This window comes from Actinoplanes sp. NPDC048988 (assembly GCF_043197815.1).
GTDB lineage: Bacteria > Actinomycetota > Actinomycetes > Mycobacteriales > Micromonosporaceae > Actinoplanes.
On the sequence record NZ_JBICTW010000003.1, the window covers coordinates 703,333 to 715,385 of the forward strand.

Sequence of the window (12,053 nt, forward strand, 5' to 3'; positions counted from 1 at the left end):
TGTGCGTCGCATTCATGGGAGTTTGCTGAACCACAGCAGGGAGAACATCGCGGCCGCGAGGGCGAGGACCAGACCGACGCCGATGAATCTCGCCGAGATGTCACGGACCTCGGTCTCGTGGCCGACGGAACTGCCGATGTCGGCGTACGCGTCCCGCAGCTCCTGCGAACTGGAAGCCTTGAAGTACTGCCCGCTGGTGGCCTCGGCGATCGAGCGCAGCGTCTCCCCGTCGACCGGCACCGCCTGGCCGCCCTCGATCCGGCCCTCGGGGGTGCCGAACGAGATGGTGTCGACCGGGACGCCGAGTTCGGTGGCGGCCCGGGCCGCCACCGTGGGTTCCTGCCCGGAGGTGTTGGCGCCGTCCGACAGGACGACCACGCGGGCCGGCGGAGTGTCCTCGCCGGCCTGGGCGTCGAGGGTACGGATCTGGTCGAGCGCGGCCGCGATGGCGTCGCCGATCGCCGTGCCGGCCCGGCCGGCCGAACCGTCGGAGAGCCGGTCGATCCCGCGGGCCAGCTCCTCCCGGTCGGTCACCGGCGGCACGACGACCGAGGCCGTGCCGGCGAACCCGACCAGGCCCACGTTGAACGGCCCGGGCAGGTCGGCGACGAACTCGTGGGCGGCCGCCTTCGCGGCCGCGAGCCGGTCGGGGGCCACGTCGTCGGCCAGCATCGACCGGGAGACGTCGACCGCGACGAGCACGGTGGCCCGCTCCCGGGGCACCTCGACCTCGGCTTGCGGCTGGGCGAACCCGGCCACCAGCAACGCCAGCATGCCCAGGAACAGGCTCGCGGGCACGTGCCGGCGCCAGCCGGGACGCTTCGGCGCGACCCGGTCGAGCAGGCGCAGGTTGGTGAAGCGGACGGCGTAGCGGCTGCGGCGGCGCTGGGCCCACACGTACGCCCCGGCCAGCGCCGCGACGCCGAGCAGCAGCCAGAGCCGTTCGGGCGAAAGCCAACTCATGCTGATCCTCGTTTCCTGGTGGCGGCACGGCTCAGCCGCCGGCGGGCGTGCACGTGCCGGACGATGTCGGCGACCCAGTCCCGGTCGGTGCGCAGCGGCAGGTGCGCGGCACCGGCCCGGCGGATCGCGGCCGCGATGGTGGTCTGCTGCCGGGTGGCCGCGGCCGCGTACCTCTCCCGCAATCGACGGCTTGCCGTCGGCACCTCGCGCCGGCGCCCGGTCTCCGGATCGACCAGGGTGAGGATGCCGACGTCGGGCAGTTCGTGCTCGCGCGGATCGCCGACCTGCACCGCGAGCACCTGATGGCGGGCGGCCAGGCGGCGCAGCGGCTGCTCCCACTCGGGCCGCCCCGGGCCGAGGCCGTCCTGGTCGAGCCCGTCCAGGAAGTCCGAGACGATCACGACGAGGCCGCTCTTCGCCGGCAGCGTGCGCATCCCCTCGGCGAGCGACGCGGCTCCGGTGGCGCGCGGCGACTCCGACAGGGCGCGCAGGACGCCCATCAGCGGGGTGCGGCCGGTGCGGGCCGGGAAACGCCGGGTCCCCTCCGGCGTCAGGACGCAAGCGCCGAGCCGGTTGCCGTTGCCCAGCGTGAGGAAGCCGACGGCCGCGACCGCCGCCACGGCCAGCTCCCGCTTCTCCAGTTCGGCCGTGCCGAAGTCCATGCTGGCGCTCGCGTCGACCAGCACCCAGGTGGCCAGTTCCCGGTCGGCGTCGACGGTCCGCACGTGCGGCACGGTCGTGCGCGCGGTCACCGCCCAGTCCATCCGGCGGACCTCGTCCTCGGCCGGCCGGTACTCGCGGCTTCCGGCCGGCTCGCTGCCGAGACCGGGCACCAGGCCGAGGTACGAGCCGTGCAGCAACCCGTCGAGCCGGCGCGTCACGACGAGTTCGAGCCGGCGCAGCCGCCGCTCGGCCTCCATCAGGCCGCCTCCTGCCGCTGGGCGGGCGCGATCAACGGCAGCGGCACCGCGGCGACGATCTCGCGGACCAGGTGCTCCGGCTCGACGCCGTCGGCGACCGCGTCGAAGCTCAGCACGAGCCGGTGCGCGAGCACGTCCTCGGCGATCTCCCGCACATCGGCCGGCAGCACGTAGTCGCGCCCGCGCAGCAGGGCCAGGGCCCGCCCGGCGGCGACCAGGCCGAGGGTGGCGCGCGGGCTGGCCCCGTAGGCCAGGGACCCGGCCACGCCGGGCAGCCCGAACCGGGCCGGATCGCGCGTGGCCACGACCAGCCGGACCACGTACTCGGAAAGCGCGTGATGCACGAAGACCTTGCGCGCCTTGTCCTGCAACGCCTTCAGCGTCGTGGTGTCGAGGACCGGCTCCGCCGCCGGCCGCTCGCCGCTCATCCGGTACAGGATGCCGAGCTCCTCCTGCTCGGTCGGATAGCCCACCACGACCCGCATCAGAAACCGGTCCCGCTGCGCCTCCGGCAGCTGGTAGACGCCTTCGCTCTCGATCGGGTTCTGAGTGGCCAGGACCAGGAACGGTTGCGGTACGGGGTGGGTGCGGCCCCCGATCGACACGTGCCCCTCGGCCATCACCTCCAGCAGCGCCGACTGCACCTTCGCGGGCGCCCGGTTGATCTCGTCGGCGAGCACGATGTTCGCCATCACCGGCCCCAGCTCGACGTCGAACGCCTCCTTCGACGCCCGGTAGATACGGGTGCCGAGCAGGTCCGACGGCACCAGGTCGGGCGTGAACTGGATCCGCCGGAACTCACCGCCGACGGCCACCGCCAGCGTCTCGGCGGCCAGCGTCTTGGCCACACCGGGCACACCCTCGAGCAGGCAGTGCCCACCCGCCAGCAGGGCCGTCAGCAGCCGCTCGACCAGCCGGTCCTGCCCGACGATGACCTTCTTGACCTCAAACAGCGTCTGCTCCAGCAGCCGCGCGCCCGCTAAGTCTTCCGTCATGCTCCCGATGACATCAGCGAGCACCGAAAGACAACCGAAGGTCCCGCACCACCTCGCCGATCTGCCGCGTCGTCGCGGCGGCCACCCGGGCGTCGGTCGCGGCGTACGAGCAATAGGCGTTGAGCCCGGTCGTCAGCGCCCACCCGCGCCCCCGCACCCAGGTCGCCTCGTCCACGCCGAGAGCGTCCCGGAACACCCGGCGGGAACCGGCCGACATCAGGGTGAAGGCCATCATCATGTCCCGCGCCGGATCGCCCACGCCGAGGCCGCCGAAGTCGATGACCGCGCTGACCCGCCCGCCGGCCGTCAGCACGTTGCCGATGTGGAAGTCGCCGTGGAACCACACCGGCGGCCGGTCCCAGCCGGGCGCGCCGAGCGCCGCCCGCCACGCCGCGGTGAGCGCCCCGGCGTCGAAGACCCCGGCCACCCGGGCGATGTCGGCCCGCGTCTGTTCGTCCCGGTCGCGCAGCGCCTCCTCCCGCTCGCGCGGCGCGCCGTCGGTCGGGAACCGCTGGAGGGCGGTGAGAAACCCCGCCAGGGCCTCGGCCGCCTCCCGCGAGTCGGCCCGGTCGACCGTGGCCACCTCACCCGCCAGCCACCGGGACACCGACCAGTGCCACGGATACCCGTTCCCGGGCCGCCCCACCGCGACCGGCTCCGGCACGGCCAGGGGCAGGGCCGGCGCGAGCCGGGGCAGCCAGGCGCTCTCCTTCCGCGCCTGCCCGATCGCACCCTCGTGCCGGGGCAGCCGCACGGCGAGCTCGTCGCCCAGCCGGAAGATGACGTGATCCGACCCGCCGTTCTCCACCGGCCGCAGCGGCAGCCCCGCCCATCGCGGAAACTGCGCTTCCACCAGGCCCCGGGCCAGCGCGACGTCGATCATCCGGCGAAGCTACTGTCGCGGAACCCCCCAGCTCAACCGGATTACCCCCATATGGTGTTGTCATGGACGCGGGCGATGCTCTGTCGGGCGCCGGCTTCGGCCTGGTGGCGCTCCTGCTGGCCGGCTCCGGCGTACGGACCCTGACCCGCGGGACCACCCCCGAGCCCCGCCTGCAGGCGTACTCCCGGTTCGGCATGGCCCTGGGCTGCGCCGTCCTGGCCGCCAGCTTCCTGGTGCGAGCGTCCCGCGTGACCACCGGCGTACTCCTGGCCCTGTCGGTCGTGGCCCTGCTGACGTCGATGGCCCTGGAAACGCGGCGGAACCGACGGCTCCACCACGACTAAGCTCGCGTCCCATGTCGATCGTGGGCCGGGATGCCGAGGTGACGCCCGGAACCGTCGTCGTGGTCATCGATGTCATCCGCGCCTTCACCACGGCGGCGGTCGCGTTCGAGCGCGGCGCCGCCGAGATAGTGTGCGTGGCCTCGGCCGACGCCGGCCGTGAACTCCGCCGGGCGTGGCCCGACCGGCTTCTCATCGGTGAGGTCGGCGGGCTCAAACCGGCGGATTTCGACTACGGGAACTCGCCGCTCGAGATGTCGGCCGCGCGAGTCGAGGGCCGGAGCCTGATCCAGGCGACCACGAACGGGACGCGCGGGCTCGTCCGCCACCCGCACGCCGCGGCCCTGCTCGCGGCGTCGGCGGTGAACGTGGCGGCCACCGCCCGGTGGATCGCCGGGAACCACCCCGGCACGCCCTGGACCCTCGTCTGCACCGGGCGCGGCGCCGAGGACCGGGCGTGCGCGACCTACCTGGACGGCCTTCTCCGCGGCACCGATCCGAGCCGGGCCGACCTGATCGCGGGGATCGGGGCCGGCGCGGCCGAGCATGGCCACGTCGCCGGGGAAGACCTGCCGTTCTGTACCGACGTCGACCGGTCGGACTTCGCCATGGTCGGCCGCGTCCGGTCGGGCCGGGTCACTCTCAGCGCCGTGCCCGGCTGAGGTTGTCGGGATGTCGATATCATCAGCCGGCATCCCGATCCTGGAGCGTCGATGACCTACCCTCCGCCCGTCGACCCGTACGAGTCGTCCCCGCACACGGCGCCGCTCTACGACCAGCCCTACGTGCCGCCGGCGCCGTATCCCGCTCCCCTGGCGGCTCCTCCCCGGAACGGGTCACGGACGACGATGATCGCCCTGCTGTCGGCGGCGATCGGGGTGATCGTGCTCGTCGGCGGCGGAGTGGTCTTCTACCTGGTCGGTGAGCACTACTCCTGGGGCCGGGGCACCCCGGTGCGGGACACCATCACGATCAGCGAACCGGCGACGCTGGCCGGTCAACCCAAGATCGAGGCCGACGAGCTCTCCACGCTGACGAGCGACCTGGAGAAGGAACTCGAGGGCTACCCGGGCGCGGCGAACGCGTTCGGCGCCGTGTACGGCTCCCTGCCCGACCGGGAGTTCTTCGCCGCCCTGGCGGCCGAGGTCGACGTCGACGACCCGCAGCGGATGCTCGACACCGCGTTCCAGTCGTTCAGCGGGGTCAACCAGCTCGAAGGAGTGACGCCGGCCAGCACCGGCGACCTCGGCGGGGTCGCACAGTGCGGCAGCACCGTCATCGACGAGGAGGACGTGGCCATCTGCGGCTGGGCCGACGAGGGCAGCGTCGGCATGATCCTCTGGTTCTACGAGACCGCGGTCGACGTGAAGGGCGACTTCCCCGACATGCGCGCCGAGATCGAAACAAAAGACTGACCTCGCCGTGGTGAGGCGGCGCGCCGAAAGCTGAGGGTGTGCGGGGCCGTTTCTGAGGTGCCGCTCCCGATGTCCGGCAGCGGGCCGCCGACCAGGCTCGATTCATACCGAATCGAAGCCTGGAGGGCTCGCATGCTCAGCTGTTTGACCGTCGTGGCGCTGGCCACCACGGTGCTCGCGGTGGAACCGGTCGATCCTCCGCCACCGCCGCCCGTCGTGGGCCCGTGCTACGCCGACCTCAGCCCGTACCGCCGGTGGATGGGCGTCGCCTGCGCCGGCTATGAAACGCCTCAGCCGCGGCCGAGGGCGGCCCAGATCTGGCTCACGTTGTCGTAGGTCTCGCCGTCCGGGAGGCTGTCGATGTCGGCCAGGACGTCGTCCGGAGCGCCCAGCGTCTCGGCACTGCGGCGCAGCGCCTCCCGGTCGCCGGGCAACGCCGACAGGCCGATGTAGCGCCCGAACCGGCTCAGGCCGTTCTCGTCGTCGACGGGCGACGTGGCCGGCTGGTCCTCACCTGACGGCTCGGCCATCTTCCACTCTTCCGACCGGCCGCGATCCTGGCCGCGCTCGCCGCGCTCGAGCGCGTCGTCGACCCGGGGACTGTGCTTGCTGCTGCCTCGTTCCATACCGACAGCCTTCCCGTCGCAAATGGCGATAAACGTCAGGATTGACCGTACGGCGCCACCTGGTCCTCGGGCACCGGCCGGTCCTCGGCCCGGTCATGTGGTCCGCCGGGTGGTCAGGAAGCCGAGGGCGATCATGCCGAGTCCGAGGCCGAGGTGCAGCCAGTCGTCGGCGGTGTTGACCGGCACGAAGTTGGCGGCGGCGTCCGGGCCCACCACCAGCCCGTACAGCCAAAGCACGAGATAGACGGCGCCGCCGCCGATGAGATAGGCCCGGGCGCCGCTCGCGGTCCGGGCCAGCGCGAGTCCGGCCACCCCGAACAGCAGGTGCACGATGTTGTGCAGCACGGACACCTGGAAAACGCCGAGCAGGTGGGCGTCCGAGTGGTGACCGGCGAAGGTCATGCTGTCGAAGTTCGTCGTGACGCCGGGGATGAACCCGAGCACACCGACGAGCAGGAAGACGATGGAGACGGCCAGGGCCGCGGTACGGACGGGTGAGCGTCCCGCGGTGACGCGGCCGGCCGACGACGCAGTGGACATGAGGCGCTGCCTTTCGTGGGGGAAGCGCCGCATGCCCGTCAGGAACCGTCACAAACGCCCGCGTTCACCGCCGTCGCCATCGATGGGCGTCCACGGCGATCGCGCCGCCCGTGAGCAGGACGATGGTGCACGTCAGGGCCACGCCGAACACGCCCCAGGCGACCATCGCCACCGAGAGCAGACCCCACACGAGTCCACCCACGACGGCGAGCGTGATCAGCACCCGCCGGGGCGGGCGCCGCCGCCCGGCCAGCGACGGGTAATCGGTCGTCAGCCGCTCGACGATCTCGGCGAACTCTCGTTCTTTGTCGTTCGTTGCCATCGGGTCAACCTCCCGGCCCAGTCTCCCTCGGAGAGGCACGTCCGTATGGACGGTAACCCTCGCCTTCTAGGACGCGTTTCTCAGTAAATTTGTGCACTCCGGCGAATGACCGCAAGGTGGACAGCAAAATACAGCTGAGTCACAGGAAGGCCCGGCTCACCGGCCGGCGGGCCGTCGATCATCGGGTTGCGCCGCCCTGGCCCTGGACCTGCTGCCCGGCCTTGAGCACCCGCTACGAGCGAACCACCCTGTTCGTCCCTTCCAGCGGCAGCCGAACAAGCATCGACCACGACCTGCGCCGGCCCCACCCGCCGCCCGGTCATCCGCCTGAGCCCGCGGTGGCCGGGCGCGTCGTCGGCCGATCGGTGGCTCCGGCAGCTCGGGCACCGCCCGTACGGTGCTCTCGCTTCCTCCTCGGTGGCCGACAGGGCCTCCTCCGGCAACCAGCCGTCGGCCTGTCGACCTCCGGCCGCCTCGGCGCGGCCCAGCAGATCGCCACTGGGAAGTCCGGCGGTGAGGGCGCCGCCCCGGCCGCTCGGGCGTGTGGTCCAGCTCTCTTGGGGCCGGCTTCCATCCTCGCAGCTCGGAGACGCTATATTTCAGGTAGTAGCTATCCAAGGGATACAGGAGCACATCATGGCGAAGGTCGTTGTTTTCGGCATCACCGGCTACGCCGGCGGCCACATCGGCGCGGAGCTGGCCGCCCGCGGACACCAGGTGAAAGGCGTCGCCCGGAAGATCGCGACCCTCCCCGAGGGCATCGAGTCGCACGCCGGTTCGATCCACGACGCCGCTTTCGTCCGCGGCGTCACCGAGGGCGCCGACCACATCGTGGTGGCGCTGCGCTTCGGCCCCCAGGCCGACGAGCCCCAGCTGATCGAGGCCCTGCCCACCCTGATCGAGGCCGCCGTGACCCAGGGCGCCCGCCTCGGCTTCGTCGGCGGCGCCGGCTCCCTGCTCGTGGCCGAGGGCGGCCCGGCCCTGGTGGACACCCCCGACTTCCCCGACGCCTACAAGGGCGAGGCGCTGGCCGCTCGCGACGCCCTGGTAGCCCTGCGCGCGACCGACGAGGCGCTCGACTGGTTCTATGTGAGCCCCGCCGCCGGCTTCGGCGGCTTCAACCCTGGCGAGAAGACCGGCACCTTCCGCGTCGGCGGCGACATCCTTCTCACCGACAGCCAGGGCAATTCCTACATTTCAGGCGCCGACTACGCCATCGCTTTCGCCGACGAAATCGAATCCGGCACCCATCGCCGCGCCCGCTTCACCGTCGCCTACTGACCTTTCAACCCGCCGCCCCGCCCTCGGGGTTCCACCACCCCGGGGGCCGCGCCACCCAAGCCGCGCCGCCGCAGGGCCGCGCCACCCTGGGACCGCGTCACGTCTCCGACCGGGTGGGCTCGCAGGCCACGCCAGTCCGAGATCCGCGCCACTCCTAGGATCACGCCATCGCCGGACCGCACAATTACCGGGACCACGCCATCCCAGGACCGCACAATCCCCGGGACCACCCCATCCCAGGACCGCACAATCCTCGGGACCACGCCATCCCGGGACCGCGCCATGCTCCAGGCCGAGTCGGCGTCCGGGCTGCGCCGCCCTAGGAGCCGCCACCCCGGGACCACGCCGTACCTCAGGGCGAGTCGACCTCCGGGCTGTGCCACTCCTAGGATCGCGCCGCTCTGGGGCAACACCCTCTCAGGACTGCGCCACGCCGCGTCAACAACCCTCATGGTCACTACACCTAGAGCCGAGCGAGCTGTGAGGGCCGCGCCAAGCCCGAAGCCGAGTGAAGCCTGAAGCGGGTGTCAGCCCTCAGCGCCTTGCCACGCCCAGGTGCGGCAAGCCGGGGAGCCACAAGCCCAAGGTGCGGCAAGCCGGAGGTGAGGCAAGCCCGGGGTACGGCAAGCCCGCGGTCCGGCAAGCCCGGGGTACGGCCAGCCCGAGGTGCGGCATGGCCGAAGGCGGGACGCGCGGAGGCGGCACGCGCGGAGGCGGCACGCGCGGAGGCGGTCAGGTGCTGGGGCCGGTCATGGTCCAGCCGGGGGTCAGCATTGTTCTTGTGAGGTCGGCTGGGGTGGGGCGTTCGCCGCAGGTTGCGCAGACTGTGGCTGGGTGGAACTCGTGGTCGTGGTGGTGGTCGACGCGGACCGGGGGTTCGGTCACGGCCCAGCGGTCGCCCCAGGCCAGTAGCGACCAGATCACCGGGAACAGGTCGCGGCCGGCCTCGGTCAGGCGGTAGCCGTCGTCCTTCTGGACTATGCCGGCCTCGGTCAGGTCCTTCAGGCGGGCGGCCAGGCGGTCGCGCGGGGCTCCGGTGTTCCGGACGATCTGGTTGAAGCGATTGTTGCCGAACGAGATCTCGCGGACGGCCAGCAGCGCCCAGCGGTCGCCCACCAACTCCAGGGCGGCGGCGACGGAACATGGGCGCCCGGGCAGGGTGCTGGGGTCGCGGCGGAGATCGGTCACACCTCGAGCATTGCACGGTTTGATTTTCGAACCAAACCGGCTAGCGTGCTCGCCGTGGTTGGAAAATCAAACCGAGGCCTTGCCGTCGTCGTGGTGTCGCTCGCGGTCTTCATGACGAACCTGGACCTGTGGATCGTCAACGTGGCCCTGCCCGCCATGGGCGCCGACTTCCATGCGTCACTGAGCGATTTGAGCTGGGTGCTCAACGCGTACGCGATAACGCTCGCCGCTCTTCTGGTCGTCGCCGGGCGGCTCGGTGACCGGATCGGGCAACGGCCGGTCTTCCTCGCCGGCGTCGTCGTCTTCACCGTCGCCTCGGTTGCCTGCGCCGTCGCGCCGACCCTCGGCTGGCTGGTCGCGGCCCGGGTGCTCCAGGCGGTCGGCGCCGCCGCCCAGCTGCCCACTTCTCTCGGGTTGCTGCTGGCCGCCGTACCGGAAAATCGCCGGACCGCCGCGACCAGGTCCTGGGCCGCCGTGGGCGGACTCGCCGCCGCGGCCGGACCGGTGGCCGGAGGGCTGCTGGTCGAGCTGGACTGGCGCTGGATCTTCCTGGTGAACCTGCCGATCGGCGCCCTCACCCTGATCGCCGGCCTGGTCGTGCTGCCCCGCCCGGCCGCCCGCGAGACCGGCCCACTGCCCGACCTGCTCGGCGCCGTCCTGGTCACCGCGGCCGTGGCGTCGCTGTCCGGCGCCCTGGTCGAGGCCCCGGACTGGGGCTGGCTGTCGCCGGGAACACTCGCGCTGGCCGCGCTGGCCCTGGTCACCGGGGCGTGGTTCGGGATCCGGTCGGTACGCCATCACACTCCACTGCTGGAGCTGCACCTGCTCCGCCTGCCGCGCTTCGGCTCGTCCGGCCTGGGCACCATCACGTTCGGCGTGGCCTTCGCCATCATGCTGCTGTCCAACGTGCTGTGGTGCCAGGAGGTGTGGAACTGGAGCGCCCTGCGCACGGGCGTCGCCCTGGTCCCCGGCCCGGCCCTGGTTCCGATCGTGACCATCCTGACGGCCCGGGCCGTGCACCGCTTCGGCCACGGCCGCCTGGTGGTCCTGGGTGCGCTGCTCTTCGCGGGCGGCATGCTGTGGCGGGTCGCGCTCATCTCCACCGAGCCCGATTATGTACGGGACCTGCTGCCCAGCCTCGTACTGACCGGCACCGGCATCGGCCTGGCCCTGGGCACCCTGATCGCCGCCGGCGTCCAGTCCCTGCCGGCCGACCGCGCGGCGACGGGGTCCGCCCTGGTCAACGCCCTGCGCCAGATCTCCGCCTCGATCGGCGTGGCCCTGCTGGTCACCATCGTCGGCTCCAGCATCACCGCGGGCTCGGTCACCGACTTCCGCTGGGCGTGGTCCCTGGCCGCCGCACTGGCCGTCGTCACGGCCGCGATCGGCCTGACCCTGGGTCGTCCGGCGCCGGCCCTGTCCCCCGCCCCAGCCCGATAGAGCTCCCCCGTCCCCCCGAGCCGCCCATCCCCCGCGCGGCCCGGTAGAGCTCCCCGTCCCCGGGCCGCCCATCCTCCGCGCGGCCCGCTTGAGCTCCCGTCTTCCCGGCCGCCCATCCCCCCGCGCGGCCGGGGAGACGGGTCCCGGCATGATGTCGGTGTGGGGTCGGACTGGACATGGGAACTGCACTTGTCCGCCGCGACGGAATCCTCTCTTCGCGAGTTCTTCGCCCTGGCCGCCGAACGGAATCTGCACCCCCAGCGCCCCGACGGCCTGATCAACCTGTTCTCCGATCGGGACGGCGACCCGCCTACGGCCGGCGATCCGGCTGTCATGCTCCGAGCCCTGACGACCGGCGACGAGGACGGTCAGTTGTGGACCTGCGACGAGACGGACGTCCATCTGAGCTGGCGGAACGAAACGCTCACGTGGTCTTTGGACAGCGTCTTCTGCTACCGCCTCCCGAGTCCCGAGGCCGACGGCTTCCGCGACCTGCACGGGCGCCTGACCAGCCTGTGGCTGGATGTCGCCCAGCGCTTCAACGCCCGCTCCGGCCGCGTCCTCGACGAATGGTCGAGCGACCAGATCTGGCATCTGGGCCTCCATGACGCCGTCCACCCGGCTGGTCATTGGCCGGCGGAACTGGGCTGGTGGACGTACCTGGCGCCGTCCAGCGCCCGTCCGGCGCCGCCGCTACCGGACGTGGCAGACCGAACCCGGCTCCTCCCGAACCGCGCCCACCTGATCAATCTCCTCGACGACCCGGCCGCGGTCGACTGTGGCCGTTATCAAGACGTTCATGAGAGGTGGACAGCGGCCTTACCCTGATGGCATGCAGTGGTATCTGTTGATGGCCGGGGTGGGGCTCGTCGCGGTTACCGCGGCCCTGCTTCTCCGACGCGGGCGGCGTCGTCCACAGACCGCTGACGAGAAGGCGGCGGCCGCGCGGAACGCCATCCGTTCGATGCGCCGGAGTTCGCCGCGCTCCAGCAACGACGTCTTCACGCGAGGCTGGGGTGTCCCGGACCGGCACTCGGGCGCCGTCGCCGAGAACGCCACCTACGGTGACGCCGCCAACTTCGACTCGGGCGGCGGCGGTGCAGCGGGCTCGGACTGAGCCGAGCTCCGTGCGTAAGGTC

15 protein-coding genes are annotated in these 12,053 nt (G+C 72.1%); 7 read left to right on the forward strand and 8 right to left on the reverse strand.

The features are described from left to right. Nucleotides 1-12: 12 nt before the first annotated feature. The 4 genes from ACGFJ7_RS14090 to ACGFJ7_RS14105 are packed head-to-tail and all read right to left on the reverse strand — an operon-like array spanning nt 13 to nt 3,761. A complete protein-coding gene (locus tag ACGFJ7_RS14090; RefSeq protein WP_360261702.1) occupies nt 13-963 on the reverse strand; it encodes a VWA domain-containing protein in 951 nt (316 codons plus the stop codon). Further along, nucleotides 960-1,883 carry a DUF58 domain-containing protein gene (locus ACGFJ7_RS14095; protein ID WP_360261705.1) on the reverse strand — a complete coding sequence of 308 codons (924 nt, stop codon included), beginning with the start codon at nt 1,881-1,883 and terminating at the stop codon, nt 960-962. The genes ACGFJ7_RS14090 and ACGFJ7_RS14095 overlap by 4 nt, the downstream gene beginning before the upstream one ends. Beyond that, complete coding sequence (locus ACGFJ7_RS14100) at nt 1,883-2,878, reverse strand: AAA family ATPase (RefSeq protein WP_392642396.1); 996 nt, start codon at nt 2,876-2,878, stop codon at nt 1,883-1,885. The genes ACGFJ7_RS14095 and ACGFJ7_RS14100 overlap by 1 nt, the downstream gene beginning before the upstream one ends. A 13-nt stretch (nt 2,879-2,891) precedes the next feature. Continuing rightward, on the reverse strand, nt 2,892-3,761 hold the full coding sequence (locus ACGFJ7_RS14105) for an aminoglycoside phosphotransferase family protein (protein WP_392642397.1): 870 nt from the start codon (nt 3,759-3,761) through the stop codon (nt 2,892-2,894). 62 nt (nt 3,762-3,823) lie between these two features. Between ACGFJ7_RS14105 and ACGFJ7_RS14110 the strand changes: the two genes are divergently transcribed. Genes ACGFJ7_RS14110 through ACGFJ7_RS14120 form a run of 3 tightly spaced genes read left to right on the forward strand, consistent with a single transcriptional unit; the run spans nt 3,824 to nt 5,517 of the window. Beyond that, a complete protein-coding gene (locus ACGFJ7_RS14110; RefSeq protein ID WP_360261709.1) occupies nt 3,824-4,105 on the forward strand; it encodes a hypothetical protein in 282 nt (93 codons plus the stop codon). A gap of 11 nt (nt 4,106-4,116) precedes the next feature. Next, nucleotides 4,117-4,764 carry a 2-phosphosulfolactate phosphatase gene (locus ACGFJ7_RS14115; RefSeq protein ID WP_392642398.1) on the forward strand — a complete coding sequence of 216 codons (648 nt, stop codon included), beginning with the start codon at nt 4,117-4,119 and terminating at the stop codon, nt 4,762-4,764. 51 nt (nt 4,765-4,815) lie between these two features. Continuing rightward, nucleotides 4,816-5,517, forward strand: a complete 702-nt coding sequence (locus ACGFJ7_RS14120) for a hypothetical protein (RefSeq protein WP_392642399.1) — start codon at nt 4,816-4,818, stop codon at nt 5,515-5,517. 290 nt (nt 5,518-5,807) lie between these two features. On the opposite strand, the gene ACGFJ7_RS14125 is transcribed toward ACGFJ7_RS14120, so the two are convergent. From ACGFJ7_RS14125 to ACGFJ7_RS14135, 3 genes are all read right to left on the reverse strand, one after another. Then, entirely contained in the window at nt 5,808-6,143 is a 336-nt protein-coding gene (locus ACGFJ7_RS14125; protein WP_360261716.1) for a DUF2795 domain-containing protein, read from the reverse strand. A gap of 93 nt (nt 6,144-6,236) precedes the next feature. Then, nucleotides 6,237-6,683: a DUF4383 domain-containing protein gene (locus ACGFJ7_RS14130; RefSeq protein WP_392642400.1), complete on the reverse strand. Its 447-nt coding sequence runs from the start codon at nt 6,681-6,683 to the stop codon at nt 6,237-6,239. 64 nt (nt 6,684-6,747) lie between these two features. Beyond that, the gene (locus ACGFJ7_RS14135) at nt 6,748-7,005 is read right to left on the reverse strand and encodes a hypothetical protein (protein ID WP_360261721.1); all 258 of its coding nucleotides are present in this window, start codon (nt 7,003-7,005) and stop codon (nt 6,748-6,750) included. 636 nt (nt 7,006-7,641) lie between these two features. Here ACGFJ7_RS14135 and ACGFJ7_RS14140 point away from each other — a divergent pair. Then, complete coding sequence (locus tag ACGFJ7_RS14140; RefSeq protein WP_360261723.1) at nt 7,642-8,286, forward strand: NAD(P)H-binding protein; 645 nt, start codon at nt 7,642-7,644, stop codon at nt 8,284-8,286. 732 nt (nt 8,287-9,018) lie between these two features. Here ACGFJ7_RS14140 and ACGFJ7_RS14145 read toward each other — a convergent pair. Beyond that, entirely contained in the window at nt 9,019-9,474 is a 456-nt protein-coding gene (locus ACGFJ7_RS14145; protein ID WP_360257155.1) for a helix-turn-helix domain-containing protein, read from the reverse strand. 54 nt (nt 9,475-9,528) lie between these two features. Between ACGFJ7_RS14145 and ACGFJ7_RS14150 the strand changes: the two genes are divergently transcribed. The 3 genes from ACGFJ7_RS14150 to ACGFJ7_RS14160 all read left to right on the forward strand — a co-directional run bounded on the left by ACGFJ7_RS14150 (nt 9,529) and on the right by ACGFJ7_RS14160 (nt 12,031). Next, entirely contained in the window at nt 9,529-10,914 is a 1,386-nt protein-coding gene (locus ACGFJ7_RS14150; protein WP_360257157.1) for an MFS transporter, read from the forward strand. A 159-nt stretch (nt 10,915-11,073) separates the two neighbouring features. Then, nucleotides 11,074-11,742, forward strand: coding sequence for a hypothetical protein (locus tag ACGFJ7_RS14155; RefSeq protein ID WP_360257159.1), 669 nt, complete (start codon nt 11,074-11,076; stop codon nt 11,740-11,742). 4 nt (nt 11,743-11,746) lie between these two features. Then, nucleotides 11,747-12,031: a hypothetical protein gene (locus ACGFJ7_RS14160; protein WP_360257161.1), complete on the forward strand. Its 285-nt coding sequence runs from the start codon at nt 11,747-11,749 to the stop codon at nt 12,029-12,031. The last annotated feature ends 22 nt before the right edge of the window (nt 12,032-12,053 follow it).